General features: G+C 44.3%; 15 protein-coding genes. 10 read left to right on the top strand and 5 right to left on the bottom strand.

Features of this window, described 5'->3' with window-relative positions:
- Window position 1 precedes the first annotated feature (1 nt).
- A complete protein-coding gene (locus EYA81_RS04125; protein ID WP_098031944.1) occupies window positions 2-1564 on the top strand; it encodes a RagB/SusD family nutrient uptake outer membrane protein in 1563 nt (520 codons plus the stop codon).
- 556 nt (window positions 1565-2120) lie between these two features.
- Here EYA81_RS04125 and EYA81_RS04120 read toward each other — a convergent pair.
- Together EYA81_RS04120 and EYA81_RS04115 are read right to left on the bottom strand one after the other, a co-directional pair.
- Entirely contained in the window at window positions 2121-2924 is an 804-nt protein-coding gene (locus tag EYA81_RS04120; protein ID WP_117703652.1) for a ThuA domain-containing protein, read from the bottom strand.
- Between the two features lie 35 nt (window positions 2925-2959).
- Window positions 2960-5425: a glycoside hydrolase family 9 protein gene (locus EYA81_RS04115; RefSeq protein WP_117703653.1), complete on the bottom strand. Its 2466-nt coding sequence runs from the start codon at window positions 5423-5425 to the stop codon at window positions 2960-2962.
- 231 nt (window positions 5426-5656) lie between these two features.
- On the opposite strand from EYA81_RS04115, the gene EYA81_RS04110 reads away from it, so the two are divergent.
- From EYA81_RS04110 to EYA81_RS04075, 8 genes are all read left to right on the top strand, one after another.
- On the top strand, window positions 5657-7321 hold the full coding sequence (locus tag EYA81_RS04110; RefSeq protein WP_131225384.1) for a DUF6377 domain-containing protein: 1665 nt from the start codon (window positions 5657-5659) through the stop codon (window positions 7319-7321).
- A gap of 206 nt (window positions 7322-7527) precedes the next feature.
- Window positions 7528-10488 (top strand): SusC/RagA family TonB-linked outer membrane protein, encoded by a 2961-nt coding sequence (locus EYA81_RS04105; RefSeq protein ID WP_131225383.1) that lies wholly within the window; start codon window positions 7528-7530, stop codon window positions 10486-10488.
- Between the two features lie 32 nt (window positions 10489-10520).
- Window positions 10521-12314 carry a RagB/SusD family nutrient uptake outer membrane protein gene (locus EYA81_RS04100; protein WP_119992891.1) on the top strand — a complete coding sequence of 598 codons (1794 nt, stop codon included), beginning with the start codon at window positions 10521-10523 and terminating at the stop codon, window positions 12312-12314.
- A gap of 22 nt (window positions 12315-12336) precedes the next feature.
- The gene (locus tag EYA81_RS04095; RefSeq protein WP_131225382.1) at window positions 12337-13515 is read left to right on the top strand and encodes a hypothetical protein; all 1179 of its coding nucleotides are present in this window, start codon (window positions 12337-12339) and stop codon (window positions 13513-13515) included.
- A 310-nt stretch (window positions 13516-13825) separates the two neighbouring features.
- Window positions 13826-15163, top strand: coding sequence for an alpha-amylase family glycosyl hydrolase (locus EYA81_RS04090; RefSeq protein WP_008665154.1), 1338 nt, complete (start codon window positions 13826-13828; stop codon window positions 15161-15163).
- Between the two features lie 3 nt (window positions 15164-15166).
- Window positions 15167-17314, top strand: coding sequence for a glycoside hydrolase family 97 protein (locus EYA81_RS04085; RefSeq protein WP_016272962.1), 2148 nt, complete (start codon window positions 15167-15169; stop codon window positions 17312-17314).
- A 377-nt stretch (window positions 17315-17691) separates the two neighbouring features.
- Window positions 17692-19029: an NADP-specific glutamate dehydrogenase gene (gdhA, locus tag EYA81_RS04080; RefSeq protein ID WP_005827003.1), complete on the top strand. Its 1338-nt coding sequence runs from the start codon at window positions 17692-17694 to the stop codon at window positions 19027-19029.
- A 138-nt stretch (window positions 19030-19167) separates the two neighbouring features.
- The gene (locus tag EYA81_RS04075; protein ID WP_005827001.1) at window positions 19168-20331 is read left to right on the top strand and encodes a Xaa-Pro peptidase family protein; all 1164 of its coding nucleotides are present in this window, start codon (window positions 19168-19170) and stop codon (window positions 20329-20331) included.
- Window positions 20332-20526: 195 nt separating this feature from the next.
- On the opposite strand, the gene EYA81_RS04070 is transcribed toward EYA81_RS04075, so the two are convergent.
- Window positions 20527-21519: a DUF3843 family protein gene (locus EYA81_RS04070; RefSeq protein WP_005833024.1), complete on the bottom strand. Its 993-nt coding sequence runs from the start codon at window positions 21517-21519 to the stop codon at window positions 20527-20529.
- Between the two features lie 23 nt (window positions 21520-21542).
- A complete protein-coding gene (gene ruvA / locus EYA81_RS04065) occupies window positions 21543-22145 on the bottom strand; it encodes a Holliday junction branch migration protein RuvA (protein ID WP_005833022.1) in 603 nt (200 codons plus the stop codon).
- A 195-nt stretch (window positions 22146-22340) separates the two neighbouring features.
- Between ruvA and EYA81_RS04055 the strand changes: the two genes are divergently transcribed.
- Entirely contained in the window at window positions 22341-23240 is a 900-nt protein-coding gene (locus tag EYA81_RS04055) for a diaminopimelate dehydrogenase (RefSeq protein WP_005826990.1), read from the top strand.
- A 132-nt stretch (window positions 23241-23372) separates the two neighbouring features.
- Here the strand turns inward: EYA81_RS04055 and rseP are convergent, their stop codons facing one another.
- Window positions 23373-24704, bottom strand: a complete 1332-nt coding sequence (gene rseP, locus EYA81_RS04050) for an RIP metalloprotease RseP (protein WP_005826988.1) — start codon at window positions 24702-24704, stop codon at window positions 23373-23375.
- Window positions 24705-24712: the final 8 nt, after the last annotated feature.

Below are 24712 nucleotides of genomic sequence, written 5' to 3'. Positions count from 1 at the left end.
AATGAATAAGATATTAAAGGTATTGGCTTTGGGTGCGATGGCTTTGTCGACCACAGCTTGTTCAGATTTTCTGGAAGTGAATCCGAGAACTCAGGTGTCAGAAACCGAATTCTATAAGACGGAAGACGATATGATGAAGGGCTTGTATGCCGTGATGAATGAAATGCAGACCCGTATGCCGGAGGTTTGGTCTTACTCTTCTTTGCTGGGTGATGAGTCCGAAACCGGCGGTGGTATCGGTGAGGGGTCTTACAAGACGAAATGGGATACTTTTACCTATGACGCGACTTCTTGTTTCGGTGCATGGGGATATGGTTCTTGGTGGAATGAGTGGGATTTTGGCTTGTTCAATGGAGTCATTGCTGCCAATCTGTTGATTGACAAATTGGCCGGATGCAACCTCAGTGCAGACTTTGTCAATTCCATTTCTGCCGAAGCGCGCTTTTACCGTGCCATTTTCTATTACCATCTGTTTATGGGGTATGAGCAATTCCCGCTTATCAAACATTATCTGGCAGCCAGTGAAATGTATAGCGTTGCCAAAGGAACCCGTGAAGAAATTTATGAGTTTATGATGGGCGACTTGGATGACGAAGTGACTAAGTATCTGCCCCAGCGCAGTGCTACACAGCAGGGACGCGTTTGCCGGGATGCTGCCAAGCTGCTTCGTGCTAAAATTATTTTGTTCCATCGTGATGAGACTAAATATCAGGTGGCATTGAATGACATGAAAGAAATAATCACCAGTGGAAGATACCAGTTGAACCCTGATTATCAAAGCTTATGGGTGAAAGACGGAGAATGGTGTGCGGAATCTATCTTTGAGGTATGTTATGCCGGCAATAACTCCGGTGAAGGGTTTGGGCTTGCACGTTCTTTGGGCGGTCGTAACATTGTTGACCCGAGAAGTGCCGAGCAGGGTGGATTAGGCGAAGGTTATGGGCAGAACACCATGCCGAGTACTGTTTACAACATGTTTAAGGAAGGTGATACGCGCCGTGAGGGAACAGTCATTGTCTATGCGGACGAGGCTAAAAAAGTGGCAGAAATGGTGGCCAAAGGTGAACTACCGGCAGGAAGTGCTTTCCAAGTCAGTGACCAGCAGGAAAATTACGAGGGTCTGGGGCACTATAAGATTCATCCGAGAAAGGAGACGACGTCTACGGTGAATCCTACGGATAACTATTATAACTCTTGGCGTATTTACCGTTATGCCGATGTTTTGCTGCTGGCTGTGGAGCTTGATGTACGTATCAACGGAACTGCCAGTGCTGATGCGCAAGGTTGGTTCGACCAGGTCAGAGACCGCGCTTTCAAAGACAAAGAGCATCGTATCAACTTGGCGGGAAAGAGCAAGCAGGAGTTGTTGGATATTCTTTTTGAAGAGCGTGGGTATGAGTTTATGGATGAAATGCAGCGTTGGTTTGACATTCTGCGTTTCGATAAAGGAACAGAGATTTTAGGTAATAAAGGTTGGACGGAGAAGTTCAGGTACTTCCCGATTGACCAGTCGGAAATGGATAGAGCTAAAGGTGGCTTGACACAGAACCCTGGCTGGTTATAAGTTTAGATTGGTTTTCTTTCTGAAGAGTCCCCGGTATTTCCTTTTGGAATACTGGGGATTTTTATATGTAGGCAGTGGTGGTATCTCTCACAAAGTTTATTTCGGCAAAACATCTGTCATGCTGTCACGCGAAGAGATTATTCTTTTGATTATAAGTTAATTAAAGTGTGATGGATATCCGTGATAGATAAAAAACATTACAACTATCCATCACGCTTTCCAATTTTTGTAAAAGATGGTATGCATACTTGTTTCGTGGGGCGTTGAAATAGTTATAATCTTAGTTCTCAGCATGAAACTTTTAGTTTCAAGACTAAATATGGAAAGTTTCAACAAGTAAGACTATTGGTTTCAAAGGTTAAAACTCTTGGTTTCGACTATGGGAAACTATCATTCCAACTTGTCGGGACCAACAAGGGTATCTATATAAAACAACCGAAACAGATACCTTTCGAAGGAAAAGGTATCTGTTTCGGCATAAAAGTGTTGTATTTTGGAGAAGATTTGAAGAATACTATCCTATTTTATTCTTTTGATTACTGTTATGGGAGTTGTTTCATTTGAGGAACGGGTCACCGCTTTTGTCTTTGCTCACTACCCAGCGGAAAGCATTAACTAATAGCAGGTTCTGTGTACCGTCGATAAACTCTTCGTCACCATGCCCCATATTCAGGTAAATCATTCTGTAATTCTTGTTGGACCATACGATGGGGAAGTCACCAAAATTCACTACATCCTTGATACCCAGTGGATAGTTCTTGGGAGATAGGGACAAGAGTACCTCTACGTCCTTGTTCTGGCGGGGGCTGGGAGTCCATTGGTACCATTCGCTGGCGGGAGCCACGAATGATGCAGGCAGATTCTTGGTAACAGGATGTTCTTCGTTGTCGACTTCGACCAATACCGGCTGGGGAGGCCAGTTGTTGCAATAGAACACCCCACCACCAAGAAACTTAACGAACCAGGGCCAATGCGTGTTTTTGTCGTTGTAGGCTGCTGCGTGGAAACCTACCCAACCGCCTCCGTTTTCCATGTATTGCTCAAAAGCATCGCGTTCTGCCTTGGTGTTGGGGGATGTGTTAAGCATGATAATGACATTGTATTCTTTCAGTTTCTCGTATGGGTATTTTGAAAAATCGGTAGTAATATCCAGAACAAAGCCGTCACCGTAATTGAGCTTCTTGAAGAAAGTGGTTGCTTGTTCTGCAAATTGTACGTGTGCTTCTTCCGCATGTTGCGTGTAATAAATCAAGGCCTTGAAGCGAGGAGCTTTGGCATAGTTTGCCGGATAACCTTCGGGGACTTGTGCGTACGTCAGCAAGGTGCAAGCCGTAAACAATAAAATAAGCAGATGTTTCATAATTTGTAATTTATAAGTTATTAATTCTCCATTATCTAATATTCCGCAGTCAGAGACAGCCATTTGCCTGCCGAGGTAACCCATACCTCTTTATAACAGGCATTGTTGGTTTGCGGCCAATAGGGGACATCGTCGTTACCCAGGGTACGGATACCGACGGGCATCTCTCCTGTCATTTCTCCCGAAGAGAAGGTATTCAGTTGCGGATAGTTGTGTCCTTCTCCATAAATCAAGGATTGTCCGAAAGGATTCTTGCCTACGGTCCAGTACAACTGTTCCAGACCGATGTTGAGCAGTTCCTTGTCCTTCAGGAAGTTTCCGCAGATGGCGGCGGACTTTCCGTTGGAAAGATGGATGGCGGTATTGCCGTTGAAAATGTTGAACCACACGGGGAAGCGTTTCATGTAGTGCTCTTTGTCCAGTTGTACTCCTCGTTTAATCTGTTCCGTGTACAGTTCCTTGGCATTGGCAGGTGGAAACAGATGGAGGGCGTAGAAGTTGGTGGTATCCTTATATTCCTCTGCATGGTAAACACCGCTTGGAATCATGCCGTAGGGATGGGTATACTTCATCATTCCTTTCAGATACTCTCCATATAGTTGTATGGAATTCACCCATTTAGGATAATCGGGGTGCTCCTTCTGGGTTTCGCAAAGCATCACCATGGCCTGCATATAGACCTGCTCGCGCGACTGGTGTATGTAATGTACGATGGATTTGCGGGATTTGTCCCGGTAGAAGAATCCGCGTGTCCCGTCTTTGTCTTTCAGCGGTTCCGTACGCTGGCAGTCGAGGGTATAGCGGATGTATTCGGCGGCGATGTCCGCATAAGAAGGCTTTCCGGTCAGCTTGTATAATTGGCTTGCCGACCAGGAGATGGTAGCCATGTACTGGCTTTTCGAAGTATTGTAGCTGTGTTCGTAAGGCTGGACGAACTGGTCGAAACCGTCTTTCTTGAATTTCTCCATGGCGAAAGCGAAATCTTCTTCGGCCACGCGCAGAAGATATTCCTGCTGCATCGGGTCGTTGTCCAGCGTCATGGAGGCATACGCCTCATATCCGGCATAGAGGAAATTGTCGAATGCCATGTTCTGCACGCGTACAGAAGATATGTCGTCCAGTGTGTTGAATACACCATCCTGCCAGATTAGCAATCCCATGCTGCTGGCGCGGTAGCCGTCTCCATAGCGGTTCTTTAGCATAAACTCCACTCCCCATTCCGCTTCTTCGCGCAGGCGGGCGGCGAGGGTGGGGTTGGTGTTTCTTTGTTTATTATAGGCTTCGAGCAGGGCGAAAGCCACATCTCCCGTCTGCAGGGTCTGCTGGGACAAGTCGCCCGCATCGTGCCATCCACCGGAGTAGGAGATACTGCGTCCGTCATGCCGGGACATCAGGTCTGCGTGGCAGGAGGCATGCTTGCCGGGAACTGGATGCCCGCAGCGTTGGCAAAAGATGAAATTCAGCACTTTCCATTGTGAATCTTCCCAAAGCCGTTCTCCAATCCGAAAGGTGGGAGTTAGCGATGTTCCGACCTTCAGCTGATACTCTCCGGGATTATTGAAGGAGGTGAAATCAATAAGGCCAAATTCTCCAAGAGTGGTTTTCTCTTTTCGGATGTCTCCTTCGTAAGCCACTTTTCCGTCCGTGGTAAGCAGTTGGAAGCGTTTACCGGCATCTATGGTGAGGTTTGTGTTGATAAGGGCGGTTTTAGGGTGGTTGGCGGCATAGCCGGTTGTCGAGTAGGAGATTTTTCCATCGGCAGGTATCCATCCGCTGACTTTCTCAGGGGCTTTCACCGTTTGCAGTTGTAGATTGTCCAGGTAGTAGATAGCTGAATCTCCTGTTGTCCGGTCTTTGCCTTTGAGGGCTGTGCTGAAGGTGATGGACATCACCTTGTCGCGCTGATACTCGTCTATTTCGAGGAAGCATTGGTTCCACTCCTTATTAATAAGGTTAATGAGGTGTGAACCCGAAGGCTGATTATATCCTTTCTTGGCAGGAGTATCTGCATTGCGAAACGTGAGGTTCATGTTGACAATACGCGCCCCGTCGCAATCGGGGTAGATGGAGAATATAATGCGGTTGTACTTCTCCAGATTGGCGCCGTCCAGATGATAGGTAACACTGTTGTTTCCGTAGGTGGCATAGTCTGGGTCGGAAGGAGAGCCGGTCGCCCTTTTCCCGGTGAATGTGGGGAATTGCAGTTTGATGCTGCCTTTGCCGGAAACGGTCTTTTCCGTACTGAAGGACATGCTTCCTGCACCGGAATGACTCCATCCCTCTGTTCCTGCCGAGCGGGTGAGGGGAGTGCTTTGTAGTACTTCCTTTTTCCAGCCGTTGGCTTCGAAAGAGTTTTCAATATCCAGGGGTAGGGGTTGATGTATCAGTCCGCTTTCGTGGAGCTGCCGTTCCAGTTCGGGGTCTTGGGTCAGGCGGGTTTGCCCGTATGCGGCAATACTGCCGAGAGATAAAAGGTATAAAAATAATAATGTCTTTCTCATGTTGATGTCAACCTTTGGTTTCGGTTGCAATGTTAGCCATTATTAGGCAGAAGGAGGTTTGAAAACTGCCATAAAAGCTTTAAAAACTATCCGAAGTAGAGGAAATATGAATTTCGGTAGATGTATAATCCCTATGATGTACGACTTATAATGCCAAAGAAAATACTAAAATCGTATTTTCATAACAGAAGAAAATTGTAACTTTGCGAAGTTATGTCACAATGTTAACCTATGATGCGTATCTTGATTTTAATAATAATGCTGTTGCCATGTTCGCTTGGTATGTATGCATCTGCAATAGATAGCCTTTTGTCTGTTCTGGATAAGACTATCGTGATGCGTAGACAATACGAGGAAGAAAAAGAACGGTATATCTCTTTGATAAAGGATGAGTTGAATCAAGGGAAGCTTACTGACATGGAACGTTATCTGATACAAAATCGTCTTTTTGCCGAATATAATTCTTATATTAGTGATTCTGCGTTGCATTATATAAATGAAAATATTCTTATTGCCACACGACTAAATAATAGGCAATGGATAAATAGTTCTATATTAAATAAAGTACATATCCTAAATACTTCGGGCCTTTTTGTTGAAGCAATGGAATTGCTGAAATCGCTTCCTCGTAACACGTTGGAGGGTGAAAATATAGTGGACTATTATGTCTGTTTTGAAAATTTATACCTCTATCAGGCAGAGTACACCACAGAGCAGAACTATGTGAACAATAATCTTCGGATGGCAAATTTGTATAGGGATTCTATAATCAGCCTTGTTCCAAAAGATACTTATAGATATGCGGTGGTGCATGCACCCCAACTCATCGATCAAGGGAAAAGTCAAGAAGCTATACGTTTATTAAACGATTTCCTTCCCCGGTTGAAATCTAATACGCGTGAGTATGCAGTAGCTACTTCAATTCTGGCTTTTGCTTATCATGTCGTAGGGAACAAGCAAAAAGAAATGGAAGCACGTATTCGTAGCGCCATTGCCGATATTAGGGCAGTGGTGAAAGAAAATTATTCTTTGTGCGCATTGGCGGAATTACTTTATGGAATGGGCGATTTGGAACGTGCTAATCACTATATCAAGATTAGTATGGAAGATGCTAATTATTATACCACTCGGTTGCGTAGTTCGCAGACTTCCAGGATGCTTCCACTCATAGATCGTGCTTATCAGCAGGAAAAGGAAATACAGCAACAGCGGCAGAGAATGTTTGTTACAGGCATCTGTATCCTTTCTGGTTTCCTTCTATTGACAGTACTCTGTGTGCTATGGCAAATGAAAAAATTGTCTTATGCCCGTAAAGAAGTTGTTGCTGCCAATTCCCAATTGAGTATATTGAATAGTGAATTGAAGAAGCTGAACAAGTCTCAACATGAGGCTAATGAACGATTATTGCATACTAATCAGACTCTTACGGAAGCCAACCACATTAAGGAAGAGTATTTGGGACGTTTCCTCAGTTTAAGTTCCTCCTATATAAGTAAGATGGAAGAATATCGCCGCATGTTGAACAAGCAGGCTGCTGCCGGTAAACTTGAGGAGTTATATCGTACATTGAAGTCCGGCCGTTTCATAAATCAAGAGTTGAAAGAGTTCTATCACAATTTCGATGTATCTTTTCTTAAGATATTCCCTAACTTTGTAGAAGAATTTAATCGTTTGTTGCCAGTTGAAGAACAATTGCATCCTAAAAATGAAGAATTGCTTGTTACCGAACTGCGCATATTTGCACTGATTCGTTTAGGTATTACAGACAGTGCGCGTATTGCAGAATTTTTGCGTTATTCCATAACTACCATCTATACTTATCGTTCCAAGCTAAAAAACAAGTCTCTTTGTAAAGAGGACTTTGAAGAACGAGTGATGAAAATAACTTCTTTTTGATTTTATCCTCCTTTTGAGGCTTTCTTCTGCCTTAAAAAGTTTAGAAATGATTTAGAAATTAGTAGCAATAGCATTTTTGTAATGTGTTGTTTTATAGTTGATTGCCTATTTCGGGACTTTAGATTTTTATCTCAGCCCAAATCGTGCGTTTGTTTTGATAATACATTTGCATCAATCTATTTATTGTTTAACTAATTTCTAATAAGATGAAAAAGAAAAGTCTAAAGAGATGCCTTAAAAAGCGCATGATCCTTTTACTGAGTTTTCTTATGATGACTGGTGTTGTTGTTGCACAACAACTTCAGGTACAAGGAAAGGTGACCGATGCTACGGGTGAAGGTCTTATCGGTGCAAGTGTATTGGTAAAGGGTACAACTTCGGGGGTGATAACTGACATTGACGGTAACTATGTGTTATCGAATGTCAATCCTGATGCAATACTTATTTTTTCTTATGTAGGTTACCAAACGCAGGAACTGAACGTATCCGGTAGAAATAAGATTGATGTTGTCTTGCATGATGACCAGCAGGTGTTGGAAGAAGTTGTAGTAGTGGGTTACGGCTCATTGAGTAAAAAAGAAGTTTCCAGTTCCATTGTACAAGTGGATAAGAAAAATTTTAATTTGGGGGCTATGAATAACCCGATGGAAATGGTATCGGGAAAAGTCGCGGGCTTGAATGTCAATACGCAGGCAGCTGCCAATCCTAACTCCAGTTCTTCATTACAAGTACGTGGTGCAACATCTGTTTCTGCAAGTAATAGTCCTTTGGTTGTCATAGATGGTGTGGCAGGTGGCGATATCCGTAACATCGCTGCACAGGATATTGAATCTATTACGGTATTGAAAGATGCGGGTTCAGCTGCTATTTACGGAACGCGAGGTGCTAATGGTGTGATTTTGGTTACAACGAAACGTGGCTCGGGTGAAGCAGGAAAAACGGTAGTCACATATGACAGTTACATCGCTTTTAATGTAGCCAAGCCCTCTCCGGATATTCTGTCGGCTGATGAATTCCGTCGTTCGAGACGAGGTACAGACTATGGAGCCGACACTGACTGGTATGGATTGATTACTCGTGATGTAGCATACGACACAAACCAATATATATCTATTGATGGTAGCACAAAGAATGGTTTCTATGGTGCTTCCTTCAATTACAAAAGTGCCAATGGACTTGACATCGTGAGTGGTCGTGAAGAATTTGGAGGTCGTTTTTCTATGGAACAGCGTGTACTGGAGAATCGCTTACAATTCAACGGTTCGTTGAGTGCACGTCGTGTAAATGAAACCTGGGGAAATGATGGTTTCTTCGATAGGGCACTCACAATGAATCCTACAATGCCGGTATATAATGCAGACGGTTCGTATTATCAGCCTACTTCTCCTACGGGTGCAACCAATCCGGTTGCGGAGCTTGCTTTGAGAGATAACAACGGCCAGCGTATGTATTTGTTGGGTACGGCTGAGGCTAAACTGAATATTTTGCAGACAGAAAAGCATTTGTTGAATACAACATTAAGTTACTCATTGCATTACAATGACATGAAGCAACAATATTATGCTTCGTCTGCCGGTTCGGAGTCCTATTGGAATGGTTATAAAGGACGTGCGGAAATGAAGTATCAGAAATGGTACACCAATCGATTGGAGTGGTTGGGAAATTATGCACTGAACTTGGGCGACCACAATATTAAGGCTGTAGTGGGCTATACTTATGAGAAGTCTATCTGGGAACAGATTGGTGGTAGTAACAACGACTTCTCTTTTGATAATACGAAATATTGGGATTTGGGCAGTGGCTCTTATCTGAAGGATGGTTTGGCAAGTTTATATAGCGGTCGCTCTGAATCGACACTTATTGGCTTCTTTGGTCGGTTGAATTATAATTGGAAGGATATGCTTTTTGCATCGGCTTCGTTGCGCTATGAAGGCTCTTCCAAATTTGGTGCTAACCAAAAGTGGGGGTACTTCCCAGCAGCTTCTTTGGCTTGGGAAATGATGGAGATGGGCTTTATGAAGAATACCCGGAAAGTGTTGACCAGTTTGAAACCACGTGTTTCTTTCGGTATTACCGGTCGTTCGGATTTTGATGCTTATAAATCACTTTCTACTTACAATACCAATGGTAGTTATCTCTTTGACGGGCGTTGGGTAACGGGTTATGCTCCCTCTAGTAATGCTAATCCGGATTTGGCTTGGGAAAAGAGCGTTGCGATTAATCTGGGTGTTGACTTTGTTCTATGGAATCGTTTACGTGGTTCAGTGGAGTATTTTGACCGTAGTTCTAAAGACTTGCTTTATACGTACACGGCACCTCAACCGCCTTTTGTCTATTCCACTATTTTGGTTAACGTTGGAACAACGAAAAATACCGGTATAGAAGTATCTTTGGATGGTGATATCCTTACTAAAACAGCAGTGAAGTGGACGAGCGGAATCAATTATTCTTATGGAAAGACTCAGTTGACCAAACTTTCTAACGATATTTACAAGGCATCTTATCTCGACCTTTACTTAAAACCGGGAACTGGTTCCAGCGAATATTTCTTCCGTGTGCAGGAAGGGGGAGAGATAGGGCAGTTCTACGGTTATGAATATGCAGGTGTTGACGAAAATGGCAATATGCTTATTTTGAATGATAAAGATGAGCAAATACCTATTTCTCAGGCTGATGCCAAGTATAAACGTTATATTGGCAATGGTGCTCCCAAGCACTTCTTGTCTTGGAGTAACAACCTGACTTGGAAAAACTTTGATTTGAGTGTATTCTTCCGCGGTACATTCGGTTTTGATGTATTCAACATGCGTAAATATGGTATGGGGCTTCAGGGATGTGGTACAGATAATGTTCTTCGCTCTGCGTATCTGGAAGATAAGAATATCCGTACCGGTGGTGGAGTAATATCTTCCTATTTCCTGGAGGATGGTAGCTTCATAAAACTGGAAAATGTAACCTTGGGATATAATTTTACTCCTAAGAACCGTAAGTTACTGGATAATATGCGCATATATCTGTCTGCCAAGAATCTGTTTACCTTGACCGGATACTCAGGTAATGACCCTTCAATTATAGACGTGAATGGTATCCAGCCGGGAGTAGATAGTAATAGTGCTTATCCTACAGCAACTCAATTGAGTTTAGGTGTGACTCTTCGCTTTAAATAAATGAGAAACAAATTATTAAAAATATGAAAGATATGAAATATATAAAATGTCGTTGGTTATTGGCGATGATTATGTCATGTTCACTTTTCTCTTGTACTAATTTGGACGAGGAAGTGTTCGATCGTGTGGATGCCGGAATTTATTATCAAGATGAGACGAGTGTTCAGGGGGCAGTGGCAGCCATCTATTCAAAAGCTGCATATAGTTATTTGGAATACTTCTGGTATTTGCAGGAGTTTTCTGCCGACCAGGTGGCATGGCGCAGTTGGAACGGTGGACTTTGGGGATGGGATGAGGCATTGAAGTTTGCTTTGTCTTCACATACCTGGACGTCAGAATCAACCATTATTCGCCAAACTTGGGAGAATGCGTGGACTACTATTGGGCTTTGCAATACGCTTATTACAGATTTGCAGGCAATCAGCCCCGCATCTATACGCATGACTGAGGATGCTTTGAATAGTTATATTGCCGAAGTACGTACCCTGCGTGCTTGGGCATACTACAATATCTTTGAGATTTGGGGTGGAGCACTTCCCTTGAACATTTCTTCGGGTGCGGAAATCCCTGGTTCTGCAGATACTGATTTTGATAAGGGGTGCAAGATTATCTACGATTTTATCAGTCAGGAATTGGATGAGTCAGTTACAGATCTTATGAAAGAAGATGGTTCTGGAAAGACTCGTAACCGCATGAACCAAGCTGCCAATCGTATGATTAAGATGCGCTTGTTGCTGAATTCTGAGGTGTTTATCAAACAAAACAGTTATAATGAGTGTGCCACTCTTTGCCAAAATATTCTGAATGGCGATTATGGTACTTACAGTATTACCGATGACTATCGTGATATTTATTCGATAAACAATGTAGAATGTCCGGAAGTTGTAATGGCATTGGCGATGGAAGTCGGTCAGGTCAATACCGGTTGGATGCGTAACATGCCTTTCATGCCTTACAATTGTTGGGATTACTTTGGAGGTACATACAGCCAGAGCGGATGGAATTGTGTATGTTTGGCACCTTCATGGGATAATTCTGGAAATGTACAGCCGTATGGTGGTACTGACAATCCTAAGAGCTTTCTTACCGACTACGGTGATAAGTTAGGTGCAGTTTATGAACGTTTCCACGATAAAGATATCCGTAAGCAGAACTATGTGTATAATGAAACAACAGGAAACTATCAAGGCATTTTTTTGAAAGGGGCTATTAAAGCCAACTATGGTAAGGGTGCGGCTTTGAAAGCAGATGCCGACCGTGACGGTCAGGATTTGGTTTATGTGGATCAGGTGGGTACATTCCTTAATTTAGGACGTAATCTGGAGACTGTCATGTCACCTCGCTGGGGTGAAACGAATTCAGGTGTCCGTTTGGTAAGATATCCGGTTTATCCGGAGAGTGCAGGCATTGATTTCCAAAACATCGATGAGGTGGAATTCCGTTTGAGTGAAGTGGTCTATACTCTTGCTGAATGTAAAATGCGTGCAGGTGATACGGAAGGTGCTAAAGAACTGGTATATAGAGTTAAAACACGCTATTTTACAGATAAATCGGCTCTCGAACAGCCCGGTCCTGGTTTTACATCCTTTGATATGGATTGGATGTTGAGTGAATGGGGACTTGAATTCTTGGGAGAGGGGCGTCGTCGTCGTACAGACTTGCGTCGTTTCGATAAGTTTACGCAAGGGCAATGGTGGTTCTTTGGCCGTGCCACGGACGACGGTTTAAGCTATCCGGCTAAACGTGACCGCAAATACGAGTGGTATCCCTTGCCCCAGTCTGCCCTTATGGTAAATCCGGGACTGGTACAGAATCCTAATTATTAATCATCCTATAATAATAGTAACAATGAAAAAATATATATGTAATCCGCTATGGCTTTTGTTGCTTTTTGTAGCTTTCATCAGTAGTTGTGACAAGGAGGAAATTGTGTTTGACCATGAGTTGCCGCAATTTGAACTTCGTAGCGATGCTATCTTGCTGGAGGTGATTATGCCCCAAGGAACTGGTGCCGATGAAATAATTTATATTGCAGGCGATTTCAATGGAGGTCAGGATGCTGCTTCCGGAGACCTTAAGTGGCAGATGGAGAAAGCTGCAAACAATGATGTTAAATGGGGCATATACCTCTATCCGGAAGATTTTGTTAATGGAAAGACACTTGCCGATGGCTTTTATTTCGTTTCTAAGACACAAGGTATAGAGCGTACTTTGCAGAATGGGGATGCTTTACATCAAATTTCGGCTAAGGTAGGTACTCGCACTGATATAACGGTAACCCGCTGGAATGCTTATTTTGAGGAGCCGGAAGACCCAAGTGAAGTGACCCACGACGGTTATGCTGTGTTCGTGATGGACAATACAGGTTGGGATGCACTGACACTTTATGCGTGGGGAAATGATTTGCCGGAACTTTTTGGAGGTTGGCCCGGTATTTCACCTACTGGTAGCGTTGAGATAAAAGGAATTACCTATAAATACTTCGATACAGGTGAAGCAAATAAGGGATTGGTTTACAATTTGATATTTAACGATAATGGAGTAGGTTCACAATTTGATGGACCACAGAACTTTACTCTTGACCGTGACATATATTTGGAAATCACAGAAAGCGGTTGGACGGAAATAGATCCGGATGCAGTGGTCATCCATGATGGTTATACCATTTTTATTGAAGACCAGTCCGGATGGGCAGAAACAACCATATATGCGTGGGGAAATGATATACCGGAACTCTTTGGCAGTTGGCCAGGAATATTACCAACCGGTAGTGTTGAGATAAAAGGTGTCACGTATAATTATTACGATACAGGTGAAGCAAATAAGGGATTGACTTACAATCTGATAATGAATAATAACAATGGAGGCTCACAATTTGACCTCGCAGCAGTGACGCTTGATCGAGATTATTATTTCCGTATTACGGACATAGCTGGTGAGGAGATTGACCCTAACAATCCGGACGGAGACTCTGAACCGGAATCTGAAGCGGCTTTTGTTCCTAATCAGAATAATTTCTTGAAATGAGTTTTGTATAGTAATGAAGATGTTAAATGACCTATTGGTGGAATGAGATTGGGGATAGGATATCTCTTTTCAATCTTGCGGATATATGTCCCAAGGCTTGGTTTTTCTATCCCAAGTCTTGGGATAGAAAAACCAAGCCTTGGGAAGAAGTTATCTCTTAGCTCTTTTGTTTTTTAGTATTGGCTTCCGGGATTTTTAGTATTAAGGCTTAGTATCTTTTCTGCCAATGCCCATTACTGGAGAGTTTGGATGCTCCTTTTGCAGATATCAGTTCCGCCAATGAGTATAAGTATAGATAAAAAGTAGAAATATGAAAAAAGTAATAATTGCGACACTGCTCTTTACGATGCTACATTCTTGTATGGGGTGTAGTGATAGTCAGAGTGACATGGAACCGATTCCCGTCCCACAGGAAGAATACATGGCTTCGGATATGGTGATTTATGAGGCAAATCCCCGCATTTTTGCCGAAGAAAATGCGTTCTCTGCCATCAAAGCAGAGCTTGACCGTATTCAAAGCCTGGGGACTACCGTGCTTTGGCTGATGCCTGTAAATGAGCCGGGAGTACTGAAAAGTGTGAATTCACCTTATTGTATAAAGGATTATAAAAAGCTGAATACACGTTACGGAACAAAAAAAGACTTGAAAGAACTGGTAGATGCTGCCCATGCCAAAGGAATGAAAGTGATTCTTGACTGGGTTGCCAACCATACTTCGTGGGACAATGCTTGGGTGACTGAGCATCCGGATTGGTATACACAGGATGCAAATGGCAATGTGGTACAACCTCAAGAACAGCCTTGGGCGGATGTTGCTGACTTGAATTTTGACAACGAAACCATGCAGCAAGCCATGATTGATGCCATGAAGTATTGGGTAACAGAAATTGGTATTGATGGATACCGTTGTGATTATGCCGAGGGGGTACCAGATGCTTTCTGGAAGAAAGCAATCGCCGAGCTCCGTACACTTGACAATAATTTGCTGATGCTTGCCGAAGGCGGAAAAACGTCTTTAATGAACAATGGTTTCAATCTGCTCTACGGCTGGAACTTCCATAGTAAACTGAAAGACTATTATGCCGGTAAATGCTCACTTACTGACCTTTATGCTATGAATACTTCCGAATTGGAGGGAATGCCGAAGGGTACGTTACGGTTACGCTATTCTACTAATCATGACCAGGCAAGTGAGGCATCACCGATAGAATGTTATGGCGGTGAGCGTGGTGCCATGTCTGCTTTTGTATTAACGACTATGCTCGAGGGGATACCTCTTATTTATAGTTCGCAGGAAGTAGCCTATCCGCGGTCACTTAACTTTTTCAATTACGGAGTTATAGACTTGAAGTCCAATGAAGTCTTTGCGCAAGAGATGGCAGAAATCATCAGAGCCTATAAAGCTACGAGCAGTGTACGTGGTGGTGAACTGGAAGTTTATACTACCGGAGATGTCGCTTCATTTTATCGGGCAGCAGGCAGTCATGGCATGTTGGTCATGGTGAATACCGCCAATGAGTCTGTACAAGTGAAAGTACCTATGGAGCATGCTGGCAAGACCATGACCGATGTGATTGCCGGTGTGGATGTGGAGTTGCCTACAGTAATGACGATGGAGCCTTATCAATATTTTATATATCAACAATAACGGATGTATATGAAACATGTATTATTAACAGTTGTATTTCTGGGAATTGCTTGTGTGGCGATGGCACACGAATTGTTATCTCCCAATGGGAATCTGAAACTCAATGTTGTGCTTGATTCCGAGGGGGGGCCGGTCTATAGCTTATATTACAAAGGAGAGCCGGTTGTAGAACCTTCTGCCTTGGGAATACTTATGGAAGAAGCGGATTTGTCAAATGGCTTCCGGATTCTTGATGCAACAAATTCTACTTTTGATGAAACTTGGATGCCTGTATGGGGAGAGTATGAAAAAGTCCGTAACCATTACAATGAACTTACTGTCACTTTCTCACAACCGGCAAAGCACGACCGTACGATGATTGTACGTTTTCGATTGTTTGACGATGGACTCGGATTCCGTTATGAGTTGCCGGAGCAGAAAACCATGAATTATCTGACGGTAAAAGACGAACTGACGGAATTCAATCTGACCGGTAATCATACACTCTATTGCATTCCCGGTGATTATGATACGAATGAGTTTGCCTATACTACTGCGGCCATTTCCGAAGTGCGCGAAGCTATGGAACGTAATCTACGTAAAAAAGGATATGAAGCTAAAGCGACTTCATTCACAGTACAAACACCCCTTATGATAAAGACTACCGAAGGACTTTATATCAATATTCATGAAGCTGCCTTGGTAGATTATTCTGCCATGTTGCTGAATGTGGATGATAAAGAGTTTAACTTTTCTGCTCATCTTACTCCCGATAAATTAGGAAAGAAAGGATATCTGCAATTACCGTTGCATACCCCGTGGCGTACAATTATGGTTAGTGACGATGCACGTAGCATCCTTGCTTCTCAGTTGATTCTTAATCTGAATGAACCTTGTAAGCTGGAAGATACTTCTTGGATTAAGCCACAGAAATTTATCGGTGTCTGGTGGGAGATGTTTACTGGTGGAGGAGGTACATGGGCATATAGCGACTATTATAAGGCTAAACCCGGCATAACCGACTATTCAAAGTTAACTCCTAATGGACATCATCCGGCCAATACTGAACATGTGAAAGAGTACATAGACTTTGCGGCGGAGAATGGTATTGATGCGGTATTGGTTGAGGGTTGGAATGAAGGTTGGGAAGATTGGGCATCCTATCGTAAGGATCGTCAGTTCCTTTTTGACAAACCTTATCCGGACTTTGATGTTGCGGTACTACATGCCTATGCCAAATCAAAGGGGGTAAAGATTATCATGCATCATGAGACGGCTGCTAATGCTGCCGATTATGAGCGGCAGCTGGATGTAGCCTTTCAATTTATGGTAGATAATGGCTATAATTCTGTAAAGACAGGATATGTGGGCTCAATCATTCCCCGTAGTGAATATCATTCCTCACAATGGATGAACAATCATTATATACATGTGGTGAAGCGTGCTGCTGATTATAAGATTATGGTAGATAGTCACGAGGCTGTTCGTCCCACCGGCTTGTGTCGGACCTGGCCCAACTGGGTAGCGCAAGAATCTGCCCGTGGTGGTGAGTTTGAATCTATGGGGGGCAATGATCCGGATCATACTTGTATCTTGCCGTTTACTCGGTTGAAGGGTGGTCCGATGGATTACACTCCTGGTATTTTCCAGACAAAACTTTCGTATTATAATAGTTCGAAACCTAAAGGTCAGGCGGGTACTACATTGGTAAAACAATTGGCTCTATATGTAACGATGCCCTCTCCGTTACAGATGGCAGCAGACCTGCCGGATAATTATCGCCGTTTTCCCGATGCGTTTCAATTTATTAAGGATGTAGCGGTGGATTGGAGCAATTCTTGGTATTTGGAAGCCGAACCGGGTGATTATATCACAGTGGCTCGTCAAGCCAAAGGAAAACAAGAGTGGTATGTAGGTGCTATTACCGACGAACATCCTCGTACGGCAACTATTCCTTTCTCTTTCTTACCCGAAGGAAGGAAATATATTGTTACCGTTTATGCAGATGGTCGGGATGCAGACTGGAAAGATAATCCGCAGAGCTATGACATCCGTCGTGGCATAGTAACGTCAAAGAGTGTGCTGCGTCAACCTTTGGCAAGTAGTGGAGGGGTGGCTATCAGTGTTCGAGAAGCAACAAAAGAAGAGGTAAAAGGATTGAAGAAATTATGAAGCTTGTCCGTACATAGTAATTATTATGTTGCGGATTTAATACAAGCATTTAAGAATTAAAGTTAGCAATTGGAAAGGCATAGTCCGTGAGGATTGTGTCTTTTTTCGTAAATTATTCGTCATTTCTTATTTTCTTTATTATAATTTTTCTATATTTATGCCGTTATGGCGAATTGTTGACAGAATAGGAAAAGAATAGACCATTTAGGTATGAATAGAGAATGCCGGGGATTTGACATTTTATCATTCTTTAATCAAAATATAACCGTAAAATTTAGCTGTTTTGAAAAGTTTTCTTATATTTGCGGTGTTATTCATTGACATTTTGTTTGAATAGCGTGAAGTCAACAAGGTAATAACCTTTAAAACGTAATATTATGAATATCGAACGTATCATGGCCTCTTTAGAGGCAAAGCACCCCGGCGAGTCTGAGTATCTTCAAGCCGTAAAGGAAGTTCTTCTTTCCATCGAAGATATCTATAACCAACATCCTGAGTTCGAGAAAGCGAAAATTATAGAACGTCTGGTTGAACCTGACCGTATCTTTACTTTCCGTGTAACGTGGGTGGATGATAAGGGTGAAGTTCAGACGAACCTCGGCTATCGTGTGCAGTTCAACAATGCCATTGGCCCGTACAAAGGCGGTATTCGTTTCCATGCTTCCGTAAATCTTTCTATTCTCAAATTCCTGGGATTTGAGCAGACTTTCAAGAATGCTTTGACTACATTGCCTATGGGCGGTGGTAAGGGTGGTTCCGACTTCTCTCCGCGCGGAAAGAGCGATGCTGAAATCATGCGTTTCTGTCAAGCCTTCATGCTGGAATTGTGGCGTCACCTCGGTCCGGATATGGATGTTCCTGCCGGTGATATCGGTGTAGGCGGTCGCGAAGTGGGCTATATGTTCGGTATGTATAAGAAGTTGACTCGCGAATTTACGGGCACATTTACCGGTAAAGGATTGGAATTTGGCGGTTCGCTGATTCGTCCTGAAGCAACAGGATTTGGTGGCTTGTATTTCGTAAACCAAATGTTACAGACAAAAGGCATTGACATCAAGGGCAAGACCGTGGCTATCTCCGGTTTTGGAAATGTGGCTTGGGGTGCTGCTACCAAGGCTACCGAATTGGGTGCCAAGGTGGTTACCATCTCCGGTCCCGACGGTTACATTTACGACCCGAACGGTATCAGTGGCGAAAAGATAGATTATATGCTGGAACTCCGGTCATCGGGCAACGATATCGTAGCACCGTATGCCGACGAATTCCCCGGCTCTACTTTCGTGGCAGGCAAACGCCCGTGGGAAGTGAAAGCGGACATCGCTCTGCCTTGCGCTACCCAGAACGAGCTGAACGGCGAAGATGCACAACACCTCATTGACAACAAGGTGACATGTGTAGGCGAAATCTCCAATATGGGATGTACGCCCGAAGCTATCGACCTTTTCATTGACAACAAGATTATGTATGCACCGGGTAAGGCTGTCAATGCAGGTGGTGTGGCTACCAGCGGACTGGAAATGTCGCAGAACGCCATGCACCTCAGCTGGAGTGCAGCCGAAGTGGATGAAAAACTCCACGCCATCATGCACGGAATTCATGCTCAATGCGTAAAATATGGGACAGAACCTGATGGCTACATCAACTACGTGAAGGGAGCGAATATCGCCGGCTTCATGAAGGTGGCTCATGCCATGATGGGTCAGGGAATTATCTAAGAGAGAAACTTTGTTTAGTTGTATTTGTATTTGTGGTTTGTGCTGCCCTACGCCTGTGAAGGTATCGGGCAGTACTTTTTTTATTCTCAATTAAAAAAGTTGTATCTTTGTATCCGAGAAACCATAAATGACAAAGAGATGTTACTACCTGAATTGAAACTGAGACGTGATAAAATACGCTCTCTCATGGCTCAACAAGAGATTGATGCCGCTCTTATCGCTTGCAATGTAAATTTAATCTATACGTACGGACGTGTCGTCAGCGGTTACTTGTATCTGCCGTTGAATGCTCCCGCTCGTTTATTCATCAAACGTCCCAACAATATTGAAGGGGAACATATTCATCCTATCCGTAAACCGGAACAACTGCCTGACTTACTAAAGGAATGTGGTTTGCCCATACCTGCGAGGTTGATGCTGGAGGGGGATGAGTTGTCTTTTACGGAATATAACCGTTTGGCTGCGTGTTTCCCTGAAACGGAGGTGCTTCCTTGTGGTACGGCACTTATCCGGAAGGCCCGAAGTGTCAAGACTGAAATAGAGATTGAGATGTTCCGCCGTTCCGGCATTGCACATGCTAAAGCTTACGAACAAATACCCTCGGTTTATAGACCAGGAATGACAGACCGCCAGTTATCCATCGAAATAGAGCGCCTGATGCGTTTGGAAGGTTGTCTGGGTATTTTCCGTACCTTCGGACAAAGTATGGAGATTTTTATGGGAAGTCTGCTGGCAGGAGATAATGCTACTGCGCCTGCCCCCTATGATTTTGCTCTGGGAGGCGAGGGACTTGATCCGTCACTGCCTATCAGTGTGAACGGTGCACTGTTGCAGCCCGGCCAGAGCTTTATGGTCGATATGGGGGGTAACTTCTATGGCTATATGGGAGACATGAGCCGTGTATTCTCTATCGGAAAGCTGCCGGAAAAGGCATATGTTGCCCATCAGGTTTGCCTGGACATACAAGAGGCTGTTGTAGAAAAAGCGAAACCGGGTGCTGTTTGTGAGGACCTTTACAATCTCGCTATCGATATTGTCACCAAAGCGGGCTTTGCCGACAACTTTATGGGAGCCACTCAAAAAGCCAAGTTTATCGGTCATGGCATCGGACTGGAAATCAATGAAATGCCGGTGCTGGCTCCACGCATGAAGCAGGAGCTGGAACCGGGCATGGTCTTTGCTTTGGAACCGAAGATTGTTTTGCCAGGCATTGGTCCCGTCGGTATCGAAAACTCTTGGGTTGTAACAGCGGAAGGAGTGGAGAAACTGACGTTGTGTAAGGAAGAGATTGTGGAACTTTGAAAATTGATAATGGATAATGGAAAATTGCCATGCGGTTTCAATAAATACGCTGCACTGTTTGTTTTTCCATTATCCATTTTCCATTATTTCACCCTTCTGTTAAGCTGATTATTCGCTTTCGAAGGTTTGGATTTACCAATCCGTTTTCCGGTTGGCTTGGCCTTGTTGCTTCGTTTGGGCTTTATGCCGGAATGGTTACTCGCCTTCATAATATTCACATAAGTAGTAACGGGCTATAAAGTCCCAATATTGATGCAGTGTTTCTTTTCCTTTCAGGAAGGGAAGTTCCACATCGGGTAGAATTCCTTTGGTCATTCCGTATTTCAGCAGGTCGAACGGACACTCTCCGGGTTGGCAGAACATCTTGTAACCCTCTGCAGCAGCGCGTTTGGCATCGTACATCGGGTTATGTTCTTCACAGAAATAGGCGGCCACGTTGTGGGCTACGAGCATACCTTTGGCGTTGGCATAAATCACGAACTCTTTTTGGTATTCCAGGTCGGGCAATAGTGCGGACCGTTTGTTTTCCCATCCCAAGACATCGACAAAGAAAGTGCAAAGCTCCTTGTAATCGGTGAAGTATAGCAGCGGTTTCCCCTGGCTGTATTCCAGACAGCGGGCGGCATCTTTACTCAGTTTGGTTTCCGGAGTGACTTCCGGCAGCGGAGTAATGGGCATATCCAGTAAATCAAGTCCCATTACCCAAAGGAAGGAAGATTCTCCCTCGCTGATGGGAGCTTCTTCGAAACGTGCATCCATCAGTTCATAGGCGCTTTGGCTTAATGCAAGCAGGTCTTTGTTATAAGGACTGAACAAGGTGTATTCCTTGTCAAAAATACTAAATTGTGATTTCAATGTCCACAGTACGAATGCAATGTCTTCCTGATTTATTTCATCGGGCGTATAATCGTCACCCAGTGGATAGAACGGCAGGTAAGTTCCGTATACTCCTTGAAAGGCTTCGGAGAAAAGTTTCCAGCCTCCGCTTTGGGCAATGGCATCTTGAAAGTACATGCCGAGAGAGATGGCTGCGTCAATTTGGGTACGCAGGTCTTCCTTGTTGAACAAGGGAGAGGTCTTGACGAGGGGCAGGATGCTTGTGGCAAAGTCGAGGTACCATTTGTCCGTTGGCAGTACGTGGGTGCGTTCATTGGCCCCTAACCAATATTGCATGTTGATTGTTGTCATGATTTGTTTGTTTTAGATAAATATTATAGTCTTTTTAATGCCAATTTGATGACTTGTTCCACCGGTGCGCTTGGTTCTTCCTTCAAAATGGCAAGCACTACTTTTTGTGAGGGGGCTTGTGCAAAGCCCAGCATGGTAAGGGCGGCTACGGCTTCTTCTTGTACTTGTGCGTTGGCTGCCGATACCAGTGTACCTATGGTCCCTGCGTTGCCGGCTACAACGCTGCCGGTCTTGATTTTGTCTTTTAAATCCACAATTATCCGTTGGGCTGTTTTCAGCCCGATACCCTTGACTGTTTTCAGTAGAGTGGCGTTTTCCGTGCTGATGACATTTATCAGTTCGGATGGCGAGAGTGCCGAGAGAATCATGCGGGCTGTATTTCCGCCGATGCCTGAAACGGAGATGAGCAGCAGGAATAGTTCGCGTTCCTGCTTGTCGGCGAATCCGTAGAGGACATAGGCGTCTTCACGGATAGCTTCGTATATATATAGTTTGCATTCTTTCTTGCCCTGGATGGCGGCATACGTGTTCAATGAAATATTGACGCCGTATCCCAGTCCGTTGCAGTCTATTATTGCGGTTGCCGGACTTAGTTCGGCAATTCCGCCTCTGATGTATTCTATCATAATTCTTTTACTTGTCGGCCCAAAATGCGCCTTGCGTACATATCATCTGCGAATGTATGAATTATTATTGGACTTTCACTCACTAAAAAAAGAAAAACTGTGTGAAACAGCAGGGAGTTCTGCCGATATAATAAATTAAAATGCTTACTTTTGCGCCGATAAAGTAGAAAACTGATAAATAAATTCATAAAAAGAATGAAAAAAGTAAGAGCAGCCATCGTTGGCTATGGTAATATCGGGCATTATGTGCTCGAAGCCCTGCAAGCAGCTCCCGATTTCGAAATTGCCGGTGTAGTACGCCGTGCCGGAGCTGAAAACTGTCCTGCGGAACTGAGTGCATATCCCGTTGTGAAGAATATCAAGGAACTGAAAGGCGTGGATGTTGCTATCCTTTGTACGCCTACCCGCAAAGTGGAAGAGTATGCAAAGGAGATCCTTGCTTTAGGCATTCATACTGTGGACAGTTTCGATATCCATACGGGTATCACTGCCTTGCGCCGCACACTGGATGCAGAGGCTAAAAAGCATAATACGGTATCCATCATTTCTGCCGGCTGGGACCCGGGTAGTGACTCCATTGTCCGCACCATGCTGGAAGCCATTGCTCCGAAAGGCATTACCTATACTAATTTTGGTCCGGGCATGAGCATGGGACATACCGTGGCTGTAAAGGCCATCGAAGGTGTGAAAGCCGCCCTTTCCATGACTATTCCTACAGGAACCGGCATTCACCGTCGTATGGTGTACATCGAGTTGAAGGATGGCTACGAATTTGACAAGGTGACTGCAGCCATCAAAGCCGACCCGTACTTTGTGAATGACGAAACACATGTAAAATTGGTTCCGAGTGTGGATGCACTGCTCGATATGGGTCATGGGGTAAACCTGACCCGTAAAGGTGTGTCTGGCAAGACGCAGAACCAGCTATTTGAGTTCAACATGCGTATCAACAATCCTGCCCTCACGGCACAAGTGCTGGTATGTGTGGCGCGTGCCGCTATGCGTCAGCAGCCTGGTTGCTATACAATGGTTGAAGTTCCGGTAATAGACCTGCTTCCGGGCGACCGCGAAGAGTGGATCGGCCATTTGGTATAAGACACAAAAAAAACAGATGATGTGTTTGGTTCAAACGCATCGTCTGCTTGCCCCGAATACATCATCTGTTTGATGCAAACGCATCATCCGTTCTACCGCGAATGGATGATGCGTTTTTTTATGTCTTGTTCTTTAAAAGAAATACCTCAGTATATCATTGAAGTTTGCCCAAATCAGCAAACCGAACAAGAGGAACATGCCCACCATCTGCGCACGTTCCATAAACTTGTCGCTGGGCTTGCGGCGTGCAATGATTTCGTAAATGAGGAATAACACGTGTCCGCCGTCCAGTGCAGGGATGGGCAGAATATTCATAAAGGCAAGGATGATGGAGAGGAATGCCGTCATGTACCAGAACTGGTGCCAGTCCCACGTGGCGGGGAAAATACTGCCGATGGTTCCGAAACCTCCGAGTTGCTTGGCTCCTTCCTTGGAGAAGAGATATTTCATCTGGCCTACGTAGCCTTTCAGAGTCTTTACCCCCAAAGATACGCCGGCAGGGAAAGAGGAAAGAAAACTGTATTCCTTGCGGACAACGGGCAGCAGTTTGTCGGTTGCCGTACGTGCTGCTACGCCTATTTCATAGTCGGCATTGGTCATCATGCTCAAGGTGTCTGTCACACCGTTACGGACGTATGTCAAGGTTACCTCATGGGATGCATTGGCTTTCTTGCGCTTCAGCATCTCTTCTTTGAAGTCGTAGTAGGCTATTGACTTTCCATCCAAGTGGGTGATGCTGTCACCTACTTGCAGACCGGCGGAAGCGGCAGGGTATCCTACAATCAGGCTGTCGACTACATAAGGGAAACGGAAACTGGCGAAACGCACGCTGTCTGCCAGCAAGCGGTTCATCATGTCTTCGGGGATGTAGACTGAAGCAGCTTCCCCATCACGCAATACGCTTACCTGGCGAGCATCGACAATACTGGTCAGCAGGTCGCCATCATAGCGTTCGAACGGTACCCCGTCGGCAGATATTAGGATATCGCCGTCGCGGAAGCCTATGGCTTTGGCTGTTTCGTTAAAATCCATACCCAATGGGGCTTTTTGTACTGGTATATATTCGTCGCCCCAAGTAAAAAGTATCATGGAATAGATGAACAATGCGAGCAGGAAGTTGAACAATACACCGCCTACCATAATTAGCAGGCGCTGCCATGCCGGCTTGGCACGGAACTCCCATGGCTGCATGGGTTGCTTCATCTGTTCGGTATCCATAGATTCGTCTATCATACCTGCTATTTTTACATAACCACCTAAGGGTAGCCACCCGATACCATATTCCGTGTCACTGTGTTTGGGCTTGAACTTGAATAATGTGAACCAAGGGTCAAAGAATAAGCAGAACTTTTCTACCCGCGTCTTGAACAGACGCGCAAAAAGGAAGTGCCCCCCCTCATGAACAATAACGAGCAACGAGAGGCTCATAATGAGTTGCAGGGCACGAATCAAGAATGTTTCCATCTAATTAT

The organism is Bacteroides sp. A1C1, assembly GCF_004328515.1.
In the GTDB taxonomy this organism is placed as follows: domain Bacteria; phylum Bacteroidota; class Bacteroidia; order Bacteroidales; family Bacteroidaceae; genus Bacteroides; species Bacteroides uniformis.
This window is presented reverse-complemented; position numbering and strand designations above follow the sequence as displayed.

Bases quoted from the DNA above. Each gene is read 5' to 3' on its own strand.
- EYA81_RS04105 (WP_131225383.1), top strand. From the start codon at position 7,528: ATGAAAAAGAAAAGTCTAAAGAGATGCCTTAAAAAGCGCATGATCCTT.
- gdhA (WP_005827003.1), top strand. From the start codon at position 17,692: ATGAATATCGAACGTATCATGGCCTCTTTAGAGGCAAAGCACCCCGGC.
- EYA81_RS04055 (WP_005826990.1), top strand. From the start codon at position 22,341: ATGAAAAAAGTAAGAGCAGCCATCGTTGGCTATGGTAATATCGGGCAT.
- ruvA (WP_005833022.1), bottom strand. From the start codon at position 22,145: ATGATAGAATACATCAGAGGCGGAATTGCCGAACTAAGTCCGGCAACC.
- EYA81_RS04125 (WP_098031944.1), top strand. From the start codon at position 2: ATGAATAAGATATTAAAGGTATTGGCTTTGGGTGCGATGGCTTTGTCG.
- EYA81_RS04070 (WP_005833024.1), bottom strand. From the start codon at position 21,519: ATGACAACAATCAACATGCAATATTGGTTAGGGGCCAATGAACGCACC.
- EYA81_RS04100 (WP_119992891.1), top strand. From the start codon at position 10,521: ATGAAATATATAAAATGTCGTTGGTTATTGGCGATGATTATGTCATGT.
- EYA81_RS04090 (WP_008665154.1), top strand. From the start codon at position 13,826: ATGAAAAAAGTAATAATTGCGACACTGCTCTTTACGATGCTACATTCT.
- EYA81_RS04075 (WP_005827001.1), top strand. From the start codon at position 19,168: ATGTTACTACCTGAATTGAAACTGAGACGTGATAAAATACGCTCTCTC.
- EYA81_RS04120 (WP_117703652.1), bottom strand. From the start codon at position 2,924: ATGAAACATCTGCTTATTTTATTGTTTACGGCTTGCACCTTGCTGACG.
- EYA81_RS04085 (WP_016272962.1), top strand. From the start codon at position 15,167: ATGTATATGAAACATGTATTATTAACAGTTGTATTTCTGGGAATTGCT.
- EYA81_RS04115 (WP_117703653.1), bottom strand. From the start codon at position 5,425: ATGAGAAAGACATTATTATTTTTATACCTTTTATCTCTCGGCAGTATT.
- EYA81_RS04110 (WP_131225384.1), top strand. From the start codon at position 5,657: ATGATGCGTATCTTGATTTTAATAATAATGCTGTTGCCATGTTCGCTT.
- rseP (WP_005826988.1), bottom strand. From the start codon at position 24,704: ATGGAAACATTCTTGATTCGTGCCCTGCAACTCATTATGAGCCTCTCG.
- EYA81_RS04095 (WP_131225382.1), top strand. From the start codon at position 12,337: ATGAAAAAATATATATGTAATCCGCTATGGCTTTTGTTGCTTTTTGTA.